Here is a 20,490-nt window from a genome sequence, read left to right on the forward strand (position 1 = left end):
AAAGTACCCCTTTTACCAGCCTGCCAATCGGCAGTCGCTTCCTATCCGGAATATTGGTAGTAATCCCCGTAATCCATATACCGTTCGGGCGGTGAAATGCCCTGACCTTTGCTTCATCAACGTACCCAACACATGCAACACGTAGTATTGAACAATGGCGTGGAAATGCCCATTCTGGGATTCGGGGTATTTCAGGTACCCGACCCTGCCGAGTGCGAACGCAGCGTACTGGATGCCATCGCTACCGGCTATCGACTGATCGACACCGCGGCGTCCTACGGCAATGAAGAAGCCGTTGGACGGGCCATCAAAAAGAGCACCCGGTCCGCCGGTGCGGTACCCAGAGAAGACCCGAACTGCTGAGTTGCGGCCTCAACTGTCAATTGTCGGTATGGCAATCACGCCCGGTTGTCGTATAGGGTAGTCAACTCGAAATCCTTGTAGCTTTACCCAATGGCTGCCATTAGTCTCCGCCCTCCCATACCGGTTTATCCCTTACTGCCCGATGCAACCGGCAGTACGCAGTTTCGTGTCTATACCTATCAGGGTAGTTTACCCGATCAGGCCGACCTGCTTATCCCGCACCGCAAGGATCATTATTTGCTGGTTTTTATTCGCCGGGCCGGCAGTCGTCAGTGGATTGATACGACGCCCTACGTACTCAGGGATAACGCAGTGTACTTTACCGGCCCCAGTCAGGTCATTGTCAAGGAGGGCATGAAACAGCTGTGGAGCACAGGCCTTGCCTTCACGCGTGAATTTCTGTCGTTGCAGGAAAATGCGTCGCTGACCAAGCTGCCGTTGCTTCAGAACCCCTATAACGTTCACGAACTCTTGCTCTCGGAAGCCGACGTGTCGGTTGTCGAAGCACTGCTGACCAACATCACCGCCGAATACCAACACCCCGGCGAATGGCAGCAACGCATGCTGTCGGCCTACCTCACGGTATTGCTAACGTACCTGAGTCGCCTGTACACCACGCAGTGTATGGATATGCCCCCGTCGGCCGATACGCTCCTGCTGAAGACGTTTCAGGCAAAAATTGACGAAGGGTTTCGCGAACAGCATGAGGTCAGCGACTATGCCGCGCTGCTGCATCTGTCGGCCGGGCATTTGAGCGAGGTGGTCAAACAGCAGAGCGGCAAGCCAGCCATCAAGCATATTCATGACCGGATCGTGCTGGAGGCCCGTCGCCTGCTCTTTCATACCAATGATTCGCTGAAAGAAATCGCCTTTGATCTCGGCTTTGCCGATGCCTCGTATTTCAACCGTTTCTTCAAACGTGAAACCGGCCTGACGCCCGCCGACTACCGCAATTCCAGCCGTAAAATGTACCAGTAATGCCGTAGAATGTGTACCAGCCGGGCGTAACGTACCCACTAGCTTTGTCCTGTTAATCACTCAATGATGAAAACAGTATTGATAACAGGAGCCAACAAAAGCATTGGCTTTGAAACCGCCCGGCAATTGTTGCAACAGGGCTATTACGTGTATCTGGGTAGCCGGGATGCGCAAAACGGACAGCAGGCGGTGAGTCAGCTACAGGCCGACGGGTTCGATCAGGTGGAAGCCATCGTGATCGACGTCGATGATAGGGCCTCGATCAACACCGCCCGCGACGTAATCGGCCAGAAAACACCGGTTCTGGATGTGCTGATCAACAATGCCGGTATTCACGGCGCCATGCCACAAACGTCACTGGAGACGGATAGCGACGTGTTCCGACAGGTATTCGACACCAACTTTTTTGGCGTCATCGACGTAACCCAGGCCTTTATGGACCTGCTGAGGCAATCGCCGGAGCCGCGTATCGTCAACGTTACTTCAGGTCTGGGTTCACTCACCCTGCACAGCGACCCGACCTGGAAATACCATGCGGTGAAGCCGACGAGCTACGTCGCCTCGAAAGCAGCCCTCAATGCCTACACCATTGTGCTGGCTTATGACCTGCGCGATACGCCCTTTAAAGTCAATGCCGTCGATCCGGGCTACACGGCTACCGATTTCAACAATCATTCGGGTCCCGGCACCATCCCCGATGCCGCCGCCCGCGTCATGAAAGCCGCTACCCTGGACGCCGATGGCCCAACGGGGCAGTTCTACAGCGACGACAACAATCCCGAGACGGGAATAAGCCCTTGGTAAACAGTGCTTGCAGGCAACGTACCTGGAACGTACCTGGCGTCCCCAACCGGTCAGATGGGGTGGTTTCCACCCACAAAAAAGCCAGCTTTTCGGTTGAAAAGCTGGCTTTTTTGTGGGTACCGATTCGTCGGTTAGTTGTGCACGAAATAAGGCGACCCGTCGGGGAAGGTACCTTTCGTGTAGCCTTCCGGTACTAACTCAAACGGCGAATTGCTGGGCGACTCCAGCCCACCGGTGCCGGTATCTTCCCCCCCGAAACAGTAACGGCGGCCGATGTCCCACGGATCATTGAAGTTGATCACGTCGGAGCGGATGAGCATATTCCGGCCGCGGATGATAAACGCATCGCGATAAAACTGATCGCTTACATTCTGAACGACCCACCAGCGCCCTCTGAAAAAGCGCGCCTCAACCGGATCGTTGCCCGATGTCCAGTAGGCAATAGCCACGCGATCGCCACTGTTGGCATTCGGGTTGAAACGGGGGCTACAGCTAACCCGGTACGAGTTTTGCGACGGACCGGCTTCAAACCCCGCTGGCGGCTGGAAGCTGCTGACGCTAAAGCCCTGCTGATCGCCGGGGTCACCTTCAAAACACGCGATCTCACTTTCACTGTACGCTTTTCCCGCGATATCGCCCCGCCGCAAGAACTCCCGGCCCCGGATATAGAACTCATTCTCTCCGAAGATCTGAGCAACGTACTGCTTGTTGTCGTTGATCAATACCTGCAACCGGCTGCCTGTAACCGTCCAGGTTCCCAGAAATTTACCATTCGTAAAACCACCGCACCCCGCCTGATCCAGCCGTCCGCTGCGGCTCGTGGTGGCCGTGGGCCTGACCGGGTTATCGGTGTTGCGGTCACAGCTTACGGGGATGGTCAGCATCCCGCCAAGGAGTAGATAGGCCCCCACTCGGATCAGGCCTGTTTTGTAGATGTTCATAGACGATACGTTAAGTGTTTGACTACTCAACAAAAGTCTATCTAGTCTACAGATAGTACAATACAGGCTTTCACTGATTTTGTGCCGACCGGGCTACGGGAATTCCCCTAGACAGCGGCTCTTTTCCCCGCATCCATTGCCTCAACTCCCCCATCGACCGCAGCTCCAGTTTTTGCAGCACGTTGAATTTGTGGGTCTCAACCGTCTTGACACTGATAAACAGCCGCTCGGCAATCTCCTTGTTGGTGTAGCCCAGTTCAATCAGTTCTATAATGTCAGACTCGCGGCTCGTCAGCCTCCCCTCGGTTAGCCCCAGCGTACTTGTATTCGTCTTAGTTCGTTCGCCGAACTGGGGCGACAGGAACCGATAGCCGGCCGCAACCTTGCTCAGGCAGTTCACCAGTTCGTCGTTCACGTGGTCGGAACACACTTTACCGCTAATATCCAGGTCGTCGAAGGCGTTGAGCCAGCTCGCCCTGCTCGGTAGCAGCACTACGCATTTAACAGGCAGCTTAGGCCAGGTACGTATGCGCCTGACCAGCTCAATGCTCGACTCATGGCAGCGCGGGTCGGGCTCAACCAGCAGAAAGTTGGGGGTAAGCTGGCAGAGGGTTTGCAAAATGTCATCGCCATAGTCTGCTGCATTGATGAAGGTATAGAAATCAGGTTGGTTGGTGAAGCAGTTAAACAAAGCACTCTTGGCTGGCAGCCAGTAAGCCACCGTTTGCGGAATTCCCTTTTTCATAACGTGCAATTGATAGTAAAGCTATTTGTGCCGAATGAATGTATATCACTGTATGTGTGGCGTTTACTGATCCAGAACGACAGTGTCAATGCAGACCTTGCCGTCGTTTACCTGAATACGATCTCTTTTTTATACTAATATATGTTTGTAAGATCATAGTTAGTTAGAATAATTATCAGCAGGTACGTGTGCGATTGGCAGGTAGCCTGGTCAGGCAGGGCTACAGAACAGGCTATAATGCAGCCCTTCGTCCAACTCTTTTGTTTTGCCGTTACCTTAGCGGTTTATCTGCAAACACCGATGAAAAATCGACTTTTTATGATGCTGGCCGGCTCGTCGCTGGCCTTTACGGCCTGTGGCCAAACCGCGTCGACGCAAACCGGCAGCGGACTGGCACCGGTCGAAACCAAAAACCCCAACTCGGCCTACCAATCCGCCTTCGCTGGTCAAACGCGTGTAGCGGGCGTTAAATCCAAGGTCGGCTACCAGAGCGCCGTCCTGACCGAAGCCCTCAAGAGTCCGTGGGGGATCACCTCCCTACCCGACGGTCGCCTGCTGGTTACTGAAAAGGAAGGCACCATGCGCCTTGTTACCACCGATGGCAAGGTCAGCGAGGCCATTACGGGCCTCCCGAAGGTGAACCCGGCCGGACAGGGTGGTCTGCTGGGTGTTCGGGTTGATCCTGATTTCGCCAAAAACCGGATGGTTTATTGGGTCTTTTCAGATGCCACCCCGGAAGGCAACCTGACGGCCGTAGCCAAGGGTAAACTCGCTGCCAACGATAAAAGCATCGAAGGAGCCACGGTGATTTACCGCGCGACACCCGGCTACAAAGGCACACTCCACTACGGCGGCCGTATCCTGATTGCGCCCGACGGTAACCTGCTGATCAGCACCGGCGAACGCTCCGACAAGGTTACCCGCCCGCAGGCACAACAGCTTAATTCGGGACTGGGCAAGGTGATCCGGATCACCAAAGACGGTAAACCGGCACCGGGTAACCCATTTGCGGGGCAAGCCGACGCCCGCCCGGAACTGTATTCATATGGCCACCGGAACGTGCAGGGACTGGCCTTGCACCCGGTTACGGGCGATCTGTGGGAGAACGAGTTTGGCCCCCGCGGCGGCGACGAGCTTAACCTGATCAAACCCGGCAAAAACTACGGCTGGCCCACCATTACCTACGGCATCGAATACAGCGGGGATAAAGTTGGCGACGCCATTCAGCAAAAAGAGGGCCTGGAACAGCCGGTTTATTACTGGGACCCAAGCGTGTCGCCCAGTGGCATGACCTTTTATTCGAGCGACGTGATCCCCGAATGGAAAAACAACCTGTTTATCGGCTCGCTGAGCGGGATGCACGTGGTTCGCCTGGTGATCGAGAACAACAAGGTGGTGGGTGAAGAACGCCTGCTGTCCGACGAACTACAGCGGTTCCGCGACATCACCCAGGGCAAAGATGGTGCCCTCTACGCCATCACCGATCAGGGTCGCCTGTATCGCATCAGCAAGAAATAAGAGCGGTATAAACACAGAGACGGGGTTCGGCAAAGAGGCGTTTTAACATCCTTTGCCGAACCCCGTCTCTGCGTTTATTAGCGACAACACCTCACGCGCACCCGCCCAGTTCACCGGGCAGTTATAGCCTCTCTACTCATAGGCCACGACGGCCTTGATCACCTGTTGATCAGGGTCATAAAGCGAGGTAAATTGGTCGGTCAGAGTATCGAAGGTCAGCCGGTGGGTAACGTACCCGTCCACACGTACCAAGCCTGCTCTGAGCAGCCGGACAATCTTGGTAAAGTCGGTGGGATAAGCGTTCCGCGAGGTCCGGATGGTCAGTTCTTTCATCTGGATATACGGGTCGTGGAACGTCAGGTCGCCGATAAACAGCCCCACATACACCACCGTACCGCCCGGCGCGACATACTCCACGCACCGCTCCATCGACTGTTTGTTACCGGTGGCGTCGATCACCACCGTTGGCAGTTTACCACCCAGCAAGGCCTGTAACTCATCGACGACTGAATCGCTGACCACCAACGTATCGACGCCGGGAAGCGTTTGCCGGATAAAATCGAGCCTCGCCTGATTTACGTCGAGCGCCACAATCCGGGCGGCGGTCAGCTGCCCCATCATCACGGCGGCAATGCCAATGGGGCCCGCGCCGACTACCAGCACAATGTCGTTGGGTTGCACCATGCCGCGGTCGATGGCGTGGCTACCAATGGCCAGCGGCTCGATCACCGCGATTTGCTCCAGCGCCAGCCCGTTGGCCGGAAATACCTGACTGGCCCGGTAGATGAGGTATTCCTGCATGGCCCCGTCTTCATGAACGCCCAGCACCCGCACATTGGGACCGCAGTGGGTTTTGCCCAGTTGCACGGCCTGATCGGTCGAGATGTTCCGGTAGGGCATGACGGCGCACAAATCCCCTACCGACAGATGGGTCACCCCCTCGCCCAGTTCGACGACCTCGGCGGCAATTTCGTGGCCCAGAATGCGGGGATACGAGAAAAAGGGCTGGCGTCCTTTGTAGGCATGCAGGTCGGTTCCGCAAACACCCAACGCCTTAATTTTCAGCAGCACTTCGCCGGCGGCAGGCTTGCCGGGATGTTCTTTTTCGATGCGTCTGAACGCACCGGGCTTATCGAGAATAATGGCATTCATAAGAAGGAAATCCTGAAAGCGCGGACAACGCTACCGTACAAAGCGGGTCAGTGGGCTTGATTTACCCCGCCGACCCGGCCGTAATCCCTACCTGTGGGCCTCAACCTACCGCCGCCCGGTATCAGACAGCCAGTTGCGTCAGCTTTTCTTTCAGCGAGACAAAATCGAGGGGTTTAGCCAGAAAATCATCGGCACCCAGCGTCATCGCCTGTTCCTTGCTTTCTTCGTCGCCATAGGCCGTGATCATCATCACGACGGGAGGGCGGTCGGGCTTTACCTGCCGGATGTGCCGCAGCAGCTCCAGTCCGCTCATGCCCGGCATATTGATGTCCGACAGGATCAGGACGGCCTCGTGGGGGCGTTCGTTGAAAATGGTCAGGGCTTCTTCACCCGACGAGGCAAAGGTCATGTGTACGGCACCACTCCGGATTTCGCGCCGGAACCGCTGCTCAAATAGCGGCTGAACATCCGCTTCGTCGTCAACAACAAGGATATGCGTCATGGGGTATCGTTTCGTGTTTTCAGTTTTTAGTTTCGAGTTTGGCGTTTTCAGTTTGGAGTTAGCTGATGCCGGGATAGGCTTTCGCCAGCCAACGCCAAACTGAAAACGCCAAACTCGAAACTAAAAACTCAGTCAAACCGCCGGTAACAGGATGGTAAAGGTAGTGCCTTTGCCTTCGATGCTCTCGACCTGCATGGTGCCGTTATGGCCTTTGGTAATGATATCGTAACTCAAACTCAGGCCCAGCCCGGTACCGCTGCCACTGGGCTTGGTGGTAAAGAACGGCTGAAAAATCTTCTGTTGCAGGTCTTCGGGCACGCCGGTGCCATTGTCGGCAACTTTAATCTCAACGCCAACCGGTGTTTGCTGGGTCGTAATTTTCACAAAAGGCCGGTAAGCCAGGCCCACCAGCGTGTCTTTTTCGCGCTCGGCCTGCTGCCGCTGCTGGACGGCGTAGAAGGCGTTGTTGAAGAGGTTCAGCAGCACCCGGCCAATGTCCTGACCCACCACCGACACCAGCGGCAGACCCGGGTCCAGCACCGCCTCGAAGCTGGCGTTGAAGGCCTTGTCTTTGGCCCGCAGACCGTGGTAAGAAAGCCGCAGGTACTCCTCGGCCAGCGCGTTCAGGTCGGTAGGCTCCCGCTGACCCGTCGAGCTGCGCGAGTGCTGCAACATCGAGCGCACAATGCCCGAGGCCCGCTGGCCGTGGTGCTGAATCTTGCTCAGGTTCTGCACCAGATCGCTCAGCAGCTCCTCTTCCAGCCCGGCGTCGCGCTGGGGGGCGGGGCGGGTGCGTTCTTCCTGCAACTCGTGGAGCAAGTCCACCGACACCTCCGAGAAGTTGTTGACGAAGTTGAGCGGGTTCTGGATCTCGTGGGCGATGCCCGCCGTCAGCTCACCCAGCGACGCCAGCTTTTCGCGCTGCACGAGTTGGTCCTGCGTGGCGCGGAGTTCGTTGAGGGCGGCCTGAAGTTCTTCTTTCTGGCGACTCAGTTCCGCTTTTTGCTGGGTCAGCTCCTGGGTACGTTCCTGCACCAGTTCTTCCAGTAAATGCCGTTCGCGACGTTCCTGTTCTTCCTTTTCCTTGCGCTCTTCAACTTCCTTACGATACGTTTTTCGTTGCTTGGAGGCGAAGAAGAAAATGGAGAAAACCCATACGTACCCAAACCCCAAGGCGCTTTCGAAGAAGTTACTGTAGGGCTTGAAAACCGACGTTGGCAGTGCCAGTTTCACCAGCGAGTAGGTCACCAGCACCAGCCAGAACGGCACCATCGCCAGCAGCAGGGTACGGGCAGGCGGGTAACGGCGCGATCCGATGTAGGTGAGGTAAATGATCCAGGCCTGCACCACATAGGCCACCCAGGTAGCCCGAACTTCAAACTTACCGTTGGCTTCCCCAATCTGATCCAGCACAAACAGGCCAATCAGCCCGTAGGCCGACCAAGTCAGCCAACGGTCCCAGGTCGGTTTCCGCTCCTTCGTATTGAGGAACTGACGTACCTGAAACAGTAAAAACAACGTGACGCCAAGGACAGGAAAGTTCATGAACCAATGGGTTTGCTGTATACAGTTTTCTGTTCACTGTCCTCTGTTCACTGTCTTCTGTTGGCTTACGCAAGTTGATCTGGCGCCAGCCAACAGAAGACAGTGAACAGAGGACAGTGAACAGAAAACAGAAGACTCATCAAATCGGTAACGTAATCACGAATTCGGTAAAAGCATCAGGGCGTTCGTCAGACGACTCCACGCGTAACGTACCGGCATGCGCTTTGGTAATAATATCGTAACTCAAGCTCAGTCCCAGCCCCGTGCCGCTGCCGGTGGGTTTGGTGGTAAAAAACGGCTGGAAAATTTTCTGCTGTACCGCCTGCGGGATACCCGTGCCATTGTCGCGCACCCGAATCTCTACCGACGACCCAAGCCGCTGGGTACGTACCCGAACGGCGGGCTGGTAGCCGGGTTCATCCTGCTGTTTGCGCTGCTGGACGGCATAGAAGGCGTTGTTGAACAGGTTCAGCAGCACCCGACCAATGTCCTGACCCACCACCGATACCAGCGGCAGACCCGGGTCCAGCACCGCCTCGAAGCTGGCGTTGAAGGCCTTGTCTTTGGCCCGAAGCCCGTGGTAAGAGAGCCGCAGGTACTCCTCGGCCAGCGCGTTCAGATCGGTAGGCTCCCGCTGACCCGTCGAGCTGCGCGAGTGCTGCAACATCGAGCGCACGATGCCCGAGGCCCGCTGGCCGTGGTGCTGAATCTTGCTCAGGTTCTGCACCAGATCGCTCAGCAGCTCCTCTTCCAGCCCGGCGTCGCGCTGGGGGGCGGGGCGGGTGCGTTCTTCCTGCAACTCATGGAGCAGATCCACCGACACCTCCGAGAAGTTGTTGACGAAGTTGAGCGGGTTCTGGATCTCGTGGGCGATGCCCGCCGTCAACTCACCCAGCGACGCCATTTTCTCTTTCTGCACCAGTTGATTCTGGGTCGTGCGCAACTCATCGAGCGACTGCTGGAGTTGGGCCGTGCGCTCGGCCACCTGTTGCTCGAGGCGTTGTTTCTGGCTCGCCAGCAGGTGCTGCCGCTCTTTTTCCTGCTCAAACGACTGCTTCGACAGCCGCTGCACTTCGAGCAGTTGCCCGGCCATCCGGCGTTGGGTGTAAATAAACGACCGCGCTACGTACAGCGAAATCGACAGGGGAATGCACAGTACCGCGGTATTGTAAATGATCTGTACCTGAAAACGGGTCAGCGCGATGGGCCGGACAAAAGCCAGTTCGTCGACGCTGTAGAGGCAATAGACGAAGAACAGCACCAGCGCGGCCACCATACCCGCCGTGATGAACTCGCCGCCCCACTGCCGCCGCGCCTTGAGCATGACCCGGCTGCATTCGGCCGTTACCAGCAACGCCGGACCAAACTCGATCCAGAGTAGATTACTATCGTGCCGCATAAAAAACAGCACCACGCACAAACCCACCAGCCCCACCACCACGCCGTAGTTGAGGCTCATTTTCTTCTCGAAAATAGCGTAGATGGCCGTCAGCAGGGCAACGTACCCAACCGGGTAGGCCAACGTACCCAGCAGGGTCCAGCGGGCATAGGCCGTTTGCGAATCGACCAGCGTAAACAACTGGGCGATGGCCAGAAACGCAATGCCGAAGCAAAAGCAGGCGAGCGCCGTGGCGCCGTTGGTGCGGTCGGCGGCGTTATAGAACCGGAAGAGCATGTGCAACAGAAACAGCACGAAAAACAGCCCCGCCGTAAACGCCCCCGCAATGGGTTGCCAGCGAATATTGAACGAGTCGGTGAGGTCGGCGTCGGCCGGGTAGAGCCGGGCTAGCAGCAGGTGGCTGTCTGGGGCCGTATACTGCCCAACGCTCAGGTCGCTTTCCTGCACGGCAAATCGGAAGGCCAGCGTTAGTGTCCCGGTCGAGTCGGGCGTAACGACCAGCGTCTGCCGACGAAACGGATTAGTTGCCTGAATGGGTTGGCCGTCTGTGGGGAATACGCCTGTTCGACGCCGGAGCTGCCCATTGACAAACAGATCCGACGCCGCCATTTGTTGCCACCGCAGGGTAAACGACTGCGGACGAATCGACTTGGGAACGCGCACGCGGAGCCGAAGCCAGCCCACCCGGTCGGGCAGTTGGGGGAGCAGATCGGCCACCAGTTGAGCCGGATCGATCGGTTTCCAGTCGCGGTCGTTCAGGCTGGGCTGGCTCCAGGCCGGGTCATCGCCCGCCCGGAACGCCCAGGTTGTTCGCAGCGATATCCCCGAGTCGGGCAGGCTTTCGACCGTCACGGTCTGCGCAACCGCCAACCGGCAAAGTAACCAGCCAATCAAAACAAAACAGATACGGGGCATAGGTGGCAAGGGGATCAATGGCTAAAGAAACGCCATTCGGCCCAAAGCCGCAAGCCGATGCGGCTGGAAGGTCGCTGTAGCTTGTAAACAGTTGCGCCATTCCGTCGACGGAATGGCGCAACTGTTTCGCTTGATATTGGAGAGCAGGCTCAGGGTTTCCGCTCGTAAATAAACTCCTCTACGTTGCCGTTGGTGTACTCGATGCGCGTTACCAGACCATCGGCATTGTAGGTGATTTGTTTGGTATTGTTGGTGATATTATTTCGGTTAAATAGCTTCACCTGTATATCGGCAAAGTAGTCGCTGTTATCGAATGGCGTATTGGCCGGGCGGGCCAGTTGTGGGTTTTCAGAGAAGACCATGAATCCGTTGAAGCCCAGTAACCCATAATAGGGATTAGGCTTGTCGTCATAGGTGTAGGTCGTTCCATTGATGGTGACGGCATTGCCATTGACAAACGTGTAGTCTTCCTGGGCATTGTTGATGGTGAGCTGCGACTCCAGATACAACCGCTTTACAGGCTGCGGCACCAGTACACCCTGCTGTGCGGTATACACGTACCCATAGCGACGCAGCACCTGATCGGTTCTTTTGGTGGGATCGGTGGGGTCTATCCCGCGGTTCCAGGTTGTGATCTGACTAACCGGCGCGTCGGGCGAATGCGTGTACGTCATAAACTCGCCAATAAATGAGTTTGATAAATCCGTTACCACCTGCACAGGCCGATCCTGTGCATCCCGTTCTACACGATATTGCTGAAAGAACAACCCGTTTCCCTGCGTATAACTGAACGTATAACTGATCACTGACCCCTTCGAATTGTATGTCAGCTGATAGCCCCGTTGCTGGCGGGGTATGCCGTTCACGGTACGCGCATTGTAACTAACCGATTTCAAACGGAACTGCCCAAGCGGACTGGGATCGTCGAGGCGGTGGTCACAGCTTAATAGCAGCGAGGCGGGCAGTAAGACTGCCCAGATCAGGCGCAGTATTTTCATAATCGATGTGTTGTAGTTGCGCGTTCTATTTGGGATTGCCCAAAAAGGTAAGTCACTCGGTTATTACCAATTGATGAAACGGCCCAGAATCAGCCGGTTTTGGTTTTCTTTGCCGTATGGTGACGACACGCGCCCGAAACCGGGTCAATCAGTCGTTGGGCATTCGCTCCGATGAAGGAGCGACCGTCCGACTGTTTTTTGGGCATAATTTTCTGCTGGGCATCGGTACGGTGCTGGTCTACGTAGCCGCCACGCTGCTGCTGCTCGAAAACCACCCCGAAACCAACCTGCCCCTTGCCTACATCGCCTCTGGGCTGGGCATGATGGCCGTCGGGAAAATCTACGCCCATTTCGAGCATCATCTGGCCCTGCGGCAACTGGTCACGCGAGTGCTGTGGTCGGTCATTATCCTGACGGGCGTCATCGGGGCACTGGTTGCTTTTGGGCATTCGGTCGTTACGGCCATCACAATCATGGTGGGCTACCGGGCCATCTACCTGCTCACTAATCTGGAATTCTGGGCTGTATCGGCGCTGGTATTCGACGTGCGGCAGAGCAAGCGGCTGTTTGGGGTGATCAGTTCGGGCGATATGCCCGCCAAAGCCCTGGGGGCCATGCTGGCGGCGCTCATTCACGGGCACGGGCCGCTGCTGTGGCTACTGCTGCTGGCGTTTGCCTGTTACGGAACCGCCCTTCTGATCACCAACCAGACCCTGCGCCTGCACGACGTCGAAGCCACCGCCCGCCCGATTCGCACGACACAACGCCCGATCAAGGCGCTGGTCAACCAGCTCTTTGGCGGTAGTGAGCTGATCTTCGCCGTGTGTCTCACACTCGTGCCGGTAGCCATGCTGGCAGCGGGTATCGAATACGAATTTTTCGTCAACGTAAAGCATAAATTTCACGATCAGGGCGACGTGATGGGCGCGCTGGGCCGGGTGCTGGCTGCCACGTATCTGCTGGCGATGGGCGTGAAAGCCCTGTTCTCGCGCCGCGCGCTGGATCGGTTCGGCATTCCCGCCACGCTGACGCTGCTCCCCGCCGTAGCCGGTATCGGGCTGCTGGCCTACGGGCTGCTGACCGGGCAGGCTCAAAACGATCAGGCACAACTAGTCTATTACAGCCTGCTCTATGTGGGGTTTGAAGTGGTTCGCCGGGCCATTTTCGACCCGGTGCTGCTGGTGCTGTTTCAGCCCCTGCCCCCGCAGCAACGCCTGAAAGGCCACACACTGGGCAAAGGCTTCTATGAACCGCTGGGCATGACCCTCGCGGGTGTAGCGCTGTATCTGGTTGCGCTGCTGGGCGAACGTACCTACGGCTGGCTGCTGGCAGGCGGTGGGCTGCTGGTACTGGCCCTGCTGCTGCTGACCCGGCGCACCTACCGCCGGTATGTCCTGACATTACAGGATGCTCTGAGCCGACGGTTTGTCGCCCCCGACTCACTGGCCATGCCGCAGGCCGCCAACGCCTTTATCGAAACCGCGCTGGCCAGCCCCAATGCCCTCGACGTGCTGAACGCGATGGACTACGTACCTACCCTGCCCCCAGAGGAGCAGCAGCGCCATGTGGGTACGTTGCTGCGCCACCCCGATGCACAGGTACGTCAGCAGGCGCTGGCGCTTACCCACACCAGCGCCGATCACCTGCCGATTCTGGCCGAACTGGCCCGGCATGACCCCGACCCCAGCCTGCGCCGGTACGCTGCCGAACAACTCGCCCACCAGGCAGCCGCTGACGGTGCGGCGTCAGCCTCGACAAAAGAAGCGGCCCAACACCTGCTCACGACTACTGACCGATTGGCCCGTGAAGGGGCCATCATCGGCGCGTTGCGAGGCCAACCTGCTCACAAGGCCGCCATAGACAGCCTCATCCAGTTGATAAACAGCCCTGACCCGGCCGAGCAGATCACGGCGCTTCACTGTCTGGCAGCGACGCCACTGGCCGGGCAGGAGGTGTTTGTGCAACGCGCACTGGCCGACGCGACGCTGGTGGAAGCGGCCCTGCCTGCTGCTGCCCAGTACGCCGCCAGCCGACCGCAACTGGCCAGCTTTCTGGCCAACCGACGCTATTGGCAGCCGGCCAGTGAAGCGCTGATTGCCCTGAGCGACGACGCCCTGCCGCTGATGCCTCGGCTATCGCTTACGGCGGCAGACACGACCCTCGTTCGGCGCATGGCAGCCGTGGCAGGGCGGGTCGGTACCGAAGCCGGTCGGCAGTGGTTGCTAACATACCTGACCGACGCCCCCTTTGCGCTACGGGGCACCTTGCTGAATGCGCTTAAAGAATATGCGCCCGACCCCACCCACGCCCCTCTCTACCATCGCCTGATGGCCGATGAGACCCGGCTGGCGCAACGCCTGTTGCAGGGACTTACCGACACGACGTACCCTGAACTGGCCAGCGCGCTTACCTACGAAATCACCGTGGTCACCGACCGGTTGCTGCTGTTGCTGATGGGTCTTACCGACCGGCAGACGGTGCAGAACGCCCGCCAGAGCCTGTATCATCAGACCACCGAACGGCGCGCCAATTCGCTCGAATTGCTCGAAAACCTCATTCTGTCGGCCAAAAGTCCGCGGTCGGTGTATGCTACATTGCTCGCCCTGACCGATACCGCCCTGCCCCTCCCCGACCGGCTCAAACTACTGGCCCCACACGCAGACGCCAGCCCCACGCCCCTCCTCGACGATATTCTGACCGAACGTACCCAGACGTTCACGACCTGGACTGTGCTGATGGCGCAGGCCGCAACCCAGCCCGATTCGCCCCAACCAACGCCCATGCACCACGCGACCGACACCGCCACGGTTTCGACCATCGAGCGGGTTTTTCTGCTCAAAAACAGCCGTCTGTTCTCAGACACACCCGCCAACGTGCTGGCCAGTATTGCCCCGATCATGAAAGAAGTCACCTTCACCGATGGCGAGGCAATTGTGCAGCAGGGCGACATCGGCACCAGCCTGTTTGTGCTCTTCGACGGGCAGGTGGGTGTGTATACCGGCGATACCCTGCTGGCCGAACTGGGCCGGGGCGATGTCTTCGGTGAACTGGCCCTGCTGGATGCCGAACCCCGCTCGGCTACCGTAACCGCACAGGGCGACGTGCTGGCGTTCCGCATCGACCAGGACGATTTTTACGACCTGATGGAAGAGCGCCCCGAGGTGCTGCGCAACATCATCGGCCTCCTCAGCCGCCGCATCCGCACGCTGAATCAGGGAAAATGAGTCCAAGGGCCAAGGTTCAAAGTCCAATGTCCAAAGTTCAACGTTGGTAGACGCCTAAGTAAGACGCGCCAGCCAACGTTGAACCTGGGACGTTGGACCTTGAACTCACTTCAACCCAAACACAACGCGCAGCGGTTTCAGGGGGCGAATGAGGGTGACGTACAGGGCGGCACAACTGGCCAGCGAGGCCAGACTGATAAACCAGAAGCCGCCCCAAACGCCCAGATTCAGCGTTTTCAGCGCCCAGTAACCAATCACGACGATGGCGGTCTGGTGCAGAATGTAGAACGGATAAACCGCTTCCGTCAGGTAAGGCAGGATGGGCTTATTCACATTCAGGTAGCGATAACCATACCCCACCGTAGCCAGCACAGAAAACCAGGTCAGCGCGATGCTGTTGACACTGTAAAGTGTCCGGGTCAGCGCTGACGCCTCAATGGCTTCGTCGGTTTGTAGCGCCCGCCAGCCATACAGTACAACGGTGCAAACTACCGTCGCCGCCAGAAAAATACGCCGTTGGTCCGTCAGCAGTTGCCAGAACGCCACGCGGCTCACCAGCACATAGCCATACCAGAACAGCAGCAGATTTTTCATAAAATAAGCCCAGTCGTCGATCAGGGCGTGGGTTTCATTGGGAAAGAAACCGCCCAGCGCGAGATCATTTAGCCAGAGCGGCACCACCAGCGCCAGCGCACCGCCGGGGCGGCTAAGGAGGCGAGCCAGCCGGTCGGTCGTGCGTTGGCCGGCGTCGGTTTTCAGCCAGCGAAAGACCGGAATGCTGAGCACCGAATAGAAAAACAGGTAACAGATAAACCACAGATGGTGCCAGCTAAACGCACCACCCTGCCCACCATCCCGATACGATTGAAACCGGAAAACCTCCGGGTAGAAGTCGAGATAGCTGCCTGCAAATCGTCCCCGAAACAGCCATTCGATGTAGATCTGTGGTGGCACCACCACAAACATGCCGAACACCAGGGGGATGAACAGCCGCCGAAACCGTTCACCGGCATAGCGGCCGTAGGTACGTTTACGCAGCGCAAACCAGGTGCCGCCCCCCGAGATAAAAAACAGCAGCGGCATCCGCCACCGGTGCAGCCACCGCATCACCTCCTCCATCGGCTGGCTGTGCTCGGTGCTTTTGATGTGCCAGCCCCACGACACGTAGATCATGCCTGTATGGTAGAACAACAGGATGAGAATGGCCCCGATACGCAGCCAGTCGAGGTCGTAGCGGCGGGCGGTATTGGCCAACGGGGGATCGGAGGAAACGGAGGACTGGGCCGGAGTAGGCGTCATGGTCATTGTGCGTTGATTGATGCCCAAAACACGCCTGTAGCCTTCGTTTTGCCCTATCTGCCGACGATTTCGCAGTTCGTCCCGGTCGGCGCGCAGTTTTTTACCGATCCGAAGGCGCTTCGGGTCCGGGCAAGGCTTCCCGAAATTGCGCGGGTGTCTGGTTGGTCAGCCGCTTGAAAGCGGTGTGAAACGCCGAGGGCGAATTGTACCCCACCCGCTCGGCAATTTCGTCGATTTTGAGCCGGGCAGTGGCAGGGTCGGCGAGCAGGCGCTGGGCTTCGGCAACCCGGTGCTGCGCCAGCCAGTCGAAAAACGAGACGCCCAGCCGGTTGTTCAGTACCTGGGAAAGGTGGTGCGGGCTGGTGTTGAGTTGCCGCGCCAGTGCCGACAGCGACACATCGGCCAGCAGGTGGGTACGTTCGGTGGTGGTTAACTGCTCCAGCCGGGTCAGCAGGGCCGTTTCCTGCTCAGCGCTCAGGGCCGATTTTTCGTATTTGCGCCGAGTCGGGAGTTCGTCGGGCGGCGGCGGCAGGGTAGTCGGACCGGCCACGGGTTCGGGGTGTGCCGACGGGCTGACCAGCGTCCAGAAGGTGGTGCAATAGATGATCAGGGTCAGGTAACAGGCCAGCAGGTAGTCGCCCAGATCGTCGGGGAAAAGCCGTTTGGTACAGATGATCAGAAACGGAAACAGCAGCAGCAGTATAACCAGAAACCGCAGCGACGACAGTGGGTCGGGCGCCGTTTCCCAAAATCGCAATCCTTCCGCCCGAAAGGCCCGCCTCACAGCCACCAGCGACAGCAGGCTGTACACGAGCAGACTCAGCACCGTAAACTCGTTGATCCAGTCGCGCAGCCAGTCATAGTCGGCCAACGCGTTGTAATTGGCTTTGATTTGGGGGAGTTCGGGGTGAAATGCGCCGAGATAGGCATTATACTGGCAGGCCTCCGGTTGCGTGAGCCAGGTTAGCGAATAAACGGCCCAGGCCACCGCCGGGAGCGTGTGCCACCCGAATCGGGCCAGGGGTCGGTTGGTCAGCCGGCTGACAACGTACCCGTAAAACAGGGGCGATAGCAGCAGGTTGATCGGCTCGGTGCTGTCGTTGAGGGCCAGCACCCGAAACATGTAGTTGGTGTAACCCAGCAGCACGTCGCCGGTGATCAGTACAAGCCCCAGCATGAGCCAGCCCAGATACCGATTGGCCGGCAACCGCCGACGCGATCCCGTCAGAAAAAACAAGCCTAGTAACCCGGCCTGCACAATCCCGAGCAACATCACCAGGGCAAACACATCAAACCGAACGGGTAGTGCCGTCATAACGGGCGCAAAATGATCTGCACAAAGCTACGGGGAAAGTAGGCAGTTGCTCACCTTCCCGCAACACCCTCTTTCGGCATTTGTTAACGGCCACACCCTAAAAATCTACCAAAAAACTATACTAATTAGCCGGTAATGTCAACAATTGATCGGGCTGCGCGATGTATTGACTATGCGACCTTGGTTCATTATCCTTTCGCCCGTTAGCTGGCTGCACATTGCCTTTGCGTTATTGGCCCTATTAGCGGGTAGCTATATCCTTTGGGCACCAAAGGGAACCGCCCGGCACCGGCTCATCGGCTATGTGTACGTGGGCAGCATGCTGGTGGTACTGACCACCGCTTTCGGCATCTATCACCTGTTTGGCCGGTGGGGCATTGTCCATTGGGGGGCGGTGGCCTGCTGCCTCGCCCTGACCTGGGGTATGGCCGCCGTCTGGTTCCGAACGTACCTGCGCGACTGGCTACGCTGGCATTATTTCGGCCTGAGTGCATCTGTGGCGGGCCTCTACACTACGTTTATCGTTGAGGCCACCTACCGATTGTTTCCGGCCGCCTATTTCTGGTGGACGACCACAGGCACGGCCGCCCTGATGCTTGCTGTGGCAGGCGGACTAATCTACCTCAACCGAACGGGCCTCACCGTAGCCCCGGAAAACCGACCAGTGCCTAAAAAGACAGTACGAACCCTAAAAACAACGACCACTTAATACATTGACTATCAGTTAAATAAAATAAGTAGTTGCACGCCTTACCGCTTAATCATGAGGGTATTAACCCGTTCGTAATGGCGTAGTTCAGCGGTTTATCGGTGTCTGGTGGTTAGCTAGGTTTGCAGTGGCCTACCGGCTAAACCAATCTGTTCACAACCAGTACCCTTACGACTATGCAACGCCTAAAAAAAACCGCTCCGCTGGGCCAGACGCCCTTGCCGTCTGCCGCCCAAACCGACCTTACCTGCCTGCCCGTTCCGCCTTCACCTGAGTTGCGCGAAAAGCTCGTCAAAGAACTGGAAAAGCTCCGCAAGCGCGAAACCCCGATGGCGGCCCACCTCAACTTTCAGGAGCAAACCGCCGTTGGGCGCGATGATGGCCTGATCTACCCCGGCACCCTGTTTCCGCTGGGCACTACCGCCTCTGTTGCGCAGAATGCCGCCGCCGACCGGGCACCCCTGCAAGGCACCGTTCGGGTAGCCATTGTGCTGGTCAACTTCAGCGACAAGGCGATTGCGCACCCAGCCAGCCATTACAACAAGCTGTTTTTCTCACTGGGTGCTATGCCAACGGGTAGTGTGCGGGAATACTACCGCGAAGTATCGAACAACCGGATCGATATTCAGGGTGAAATCGTGGGTCCGGTTACGCTCTCCCACCCGATGGCTTACTACGCCAACGGGGCATCCGGGATGGGGAATGCCCTGCCCAACTCCCGCACGATGGCGCAGGAAGCCGCCCAACTGGCCAACCCGCTCATCAATTTTGGTAATTACGACAACGATGGCGATGGGTACATCGATGCGTTTATTGTCATTCACGCGGGCACCGGTGCCGAGCAGAGTGGGGCGGCCTCCGACATCTGGTCGGTGAAATGGGTGTTGCCCAGCCCGTTTGCCGCCGACGGCAAAACGATCTATGCCTTCCTGACGGTGCCCGAAAACTGCCGGATCGGCGTCTGTGCGCACGAACTGGGCCACCTGCTGTTTGGCTTCCCCGATCTGTACGACGGCGTCGGCACGGGCGAGGGTATCGGCAACTGGTGCCTCATGGGCGGCGGCAGCTGGAACGGCGCAACCCCCGGCGACCGACCGGCGCACCCCTCGGCCTGGTGCAAGCTGCAACAGGGGTGGGTATCGGTTGTGAACCAGACGGCCAACGCTAATGTGAGCCTCCCCGATGTAAAAAGCAGCTTCAAAGTGCACCGGCTCTGGAAAAATGGCGCGGCGGGATCGGAATATTTTCTGGTCGAAAACCGGCAAAAAACGGGCTTCGACGACCACCTGCCCAACGGCGGGCTACTGGTGTGGCATATCGACGACGCCGTAGGCAGCAACACCAACGAGGCACACTACAAAGTAGCACTCATGCAGGCCGACGGGCTGCGCGACCTCGAACAGAGCCACAACCGGGGCGATGCGGGCGACCCCTTCCCCGGCAGTGCCAACAAACGGACCTTCAGCGCCTCGAGTACGCCCAACTCCAACTCCTACGCGGGTACGGCTACCTGCGTGACGATCAGCAACATTGGCGACCCGGCCGCCACCATGACGGCCCGCTTCCAGGTACGTTGCAAGGTGGTTAAAGAGTTTAAGGAGATCAAAGAGGTTCGTAAAGACGTCATCAAAGATAAGGAGATTCACAAAGAGCTTATCAAGGACAAGGAGATCCACAAAGACCTCATCAAGGACAAAGAGATCCGCAAAGATTTCCAGCCCGATAAGCCCATCAAAGAAAAGGACAAGGATAAAGAGATGTTCGAAAAACCGGGCGACGGTAAACTGGCCGATGGGCGACCGGGCGATCTGGGCGGTGGTGGCCTCGGTGGTGATTTTGGCGGCGGTAGCGCAGCCGATCCGATGTCGCGCCTGACGGCAATCGAAAGCCGGCTCAACGCGCTGGAGCCGTTTATCAGTCAGTCGCTTCGGCCCGATCTGGTAGCGGGTGCCTACCGGCAGGAAGCCGATCAGGGTGGCGAGGCGCAGGAACTCGACGCCGATGGTAAACGGAGTTTCGACAGCAAAGCCCCCGATACGGTGTAAGGCATTGGCGTTGTTCGTTGGTGGGCCTCCGCTCGCCA

16 protein-coding genes are annotated in these 20,490 nt (G+C 57.9%); 7 read left to right on the forward strand and 9 right to left on the reverse strand.

The genetic code is table 11. The annotated features are described in order from the left end of the window. Positions 1-132: 132 nt before the first annotated feature. The 3 genes from ACAW74_RS26500 to ACAW74_RS26510 all read left to right on the forward strand — a co-directional run bounded on the left by ACAW74_RS26500 (position 133) and on the right by ACAW74_RS26510 (position 2,145). On the forward strand, positions 133-363 hold the full coding sequence (locus ACAW74_RS26500) for an aldo/keto reductase (RefSeq protein ID WP_370701284.1): 231 nt from the start codon (positions 133-135) through the stop codon (positions 361-363). A gap of 90 nt (positions 364-453) precedes the next feature. Then, positions 454-1,341 carry a helix-turn-helix domain-containing protein gene (locus tag ACAW74_RS26505; RefSeq protein ID WP_370701285.1) on the forward strand — a complete coding sequence of 296 codons (888 nt, stop codon included), beginning with the start codon at positions 454-456 and terminating at the stop codon, positions 1,339-1,341. A 66-nt stretch (positions 1,342-1,407) separates the two neighbouring features. Next, the gene (locus ACAW74_RS26510; RefSeq protein WP_370701318.1) at positions 1,408-2,145 is read left to right on the forward strand and encodes an SDR family oxidoreductase; all 738 of its coding nucleotides are present in this window, start codon (positions 1,408-1,410) and stop codon (positions 2,143-2,145) included. Positions 2,146-2,276: 131 nt separating this feature from the next. Here the strand turns inward: ACAW74_RS26510 and ACAW74_RS26515 are convergent, their stop codons facing one another. Both ACAW74_RS26515 and ACAW74_RS26520 read right to left on the reverse strand, forming a co-directional pair. Continuing rightward, positions 2,277-3,086, reverse strand: a complete 810-nt coding sequence (locus ACAW74_RS26515; RefSeq protein WP_370701286.1) for a hypothetical protein — start codon at positions 3,084-3,086, stop codon at positions 2,277-2,279. Positions 3,087-3,156: 70 nt separating this feature from the next. Beyond that, positions 3,157-3,831 (reverse strand): response regulator transcription factor, encoded by a 675-nt coding sequence (locus ACAW74_RS26520; protein ID WP_370701287.1) that lies wholly within the window; start codon positions 3,829-3,831, stop codon positions 3,157-3,159. A 300-nt stretch (positions 3,832-4,131) separates the two neighbouring features. Between ACAW74_RS26520 and ACAW74_RS26525 the strand changes: the two genes are divergently transcribed. Beyond that, the gene (locus ACAW74_RS26525; RefSeq protein ID WP_370701288.1) at positions 4,132-5,349 is read left to right on the forward strand and encodes a PQQ-dependent sugar dehydrogenase; all 1,218 of its coding nucleotides are present in this window, start codon (positions 4,132-4,134) and stop codon (positions 5,347-5,349) included. Positions 5,350-5,481: 132 nt separating this feature from the next. Here ACAW74_RS26525 and ACAW74_RS26530 read toward each other — a convergent pair whose 3' ends face one another. From ACAW74_RS26530 to ACAW74_RS26550, 5 genes are all read right to left on the reverse strand, one after another. Beyond that, positions 5,482-6,501 carry a zinc-binding alcohol dehydrogenase family protein gene (locus tag ACAW74_RS26530; protein ID WP_370701289.1) on the reverse strand — a complete coding sequence of 340 codons (1,020 nt, stop codon included), beginning with the start codon at positions 6,499-6,501 and terminating at the stop codon, positions 5,482-5,484. 121 nt (positions 6,502-6,622) lie between these two features. Then, entirely contained in the window at positions 6,623-7,003 is a 381-nt protein-coding gene (locus ACAW74_RS26535) for a response regulator (RefSeq protein WP_015333329.1), read from the reverse strand. A 132-nt stretch (positions 7,004-7,135) separates the two neighbouring features. Beyond that, entirely contained in the window at positions 7,136-8,548 is a 1,413-nt protein-coding gene (locus ACAW74_RS26540) for an ATP-binding protein (RefSeq protein ID WP_370701290.1), read from the reverse strand. Positions 8,549-8,687: 139 nt separating this feature from the next. Then, positions 8,688-10,862, reverse strand: a complete 2,175-nt coding sequence (locus tag ACAW74_RS26545; RefSeq protein ID WP_370701291.1) for a sensor histidine kinase — start codon at positions 10,860-10,862, stop codon at positions 8,688-8,690. 149 nt (positions 10,863-11,011) lie between these two features. Continuing rightward, positions 11,012-11,860: a hypothetical protein gene (locus ACAW74_RS26550; RefSeq protein WP_370701292.1), complete on the reverse strand. Its 849-nt coding sequence runs from the start codon at positions 11,858-11,860 to the stop codon at positions 11,012-11,014. A gap of 116 nt (positions 11,861-11,976) precedes the next feature. Between ACAW74_RS26550 and ACAW74_RS26555 the strand changes: the two genes are divergently transcribed. Further along, the gene (locus tag ACAW74_RS26555; protein ID WP_370701293.1) at positions 11,977-15,084 is read left to right on the forward strand and encodes a cyclic nucleotide-binding domain-containing protein; all 3,108 of its coding nucleotides are present in this window, start codon (positions 11,977-11,979) and stop codon (positions 15,082-15,084) included. A 105-nt stretch (positions 15,085-15,189) separates the two neighbouring features. Here the strand turns inward: ACAW74_RS26555 and ACAW74_RS26560 are convergent, their stop codons facing one another. Together ACAW74_RS26560 and ACAW74_RS26565 are read right to left on the reverse strand one after the other, a co-directional pair. Beyond that, positions 15,190-16,383, reverse strand: coding sequence for an acyltransferase family protein (locus ACAW74_RS26560; RefSeq protein ID WP_370701294.1), 1,194 nt, complete (start codon positions 16,381-16,383; stop codon positions 15,190-15,192). A 100-nt stretch (positions 16,384-16,483) separates the two neighbouring features. Next, a complete protein-coding gene (locus ACAW74_RS26565) occupies positions 16,484-17,698 on the reverse strand; it encodes a helix-turn-helix domain-containing protein (protein ID WP_370701295.1) in 1,215 nt (404 codons plus the stop codon). Between the two features lie 172 nt (positions 17,699-17,870). On the opposite strand from ACAW74_RS26565, the gene ACAW74_RS26570 reads away from it, so the two are divergent. Together ACAW74_RS26570 and ACAW74_RS26575 are read left to right on the forward strand one after the other, a co-directional pair. Further along, entirely contained in the window at positions 17,871-18,407 is a 537-nt protein-coding gene (locus ACAW74_RS26570) for a DUF2306 domain-containing protein (protein ID WP_370701296.1), read from the forward strand. A gap of 176 nt (positions 18,408-18,583) precedes the next feature. Continuing rightward, on the forward strand, positions 18,584-20,452 hold the full coding sequence (locus ACAW74_RS26575; RefSeq protein ID WP_370701297.1) for a M6 family metalloprotease domain-containing protein: 1,869 nt from the start codon (positions 18,584-18,586) through the stop codon (positions 20,450-20,452). Positions 20,453-20,490: the final 38 nt, after the last annotated feature.

This window comes from Fibrella musci (assembly GCF_041321105.1).
GTDB classification, from domain to species: domain Bacteria; phylum Bacteroidota; class Bacteroidia; order Cytophagales; family Spirosomataceae; genus Fibrella; species Fibrella musci.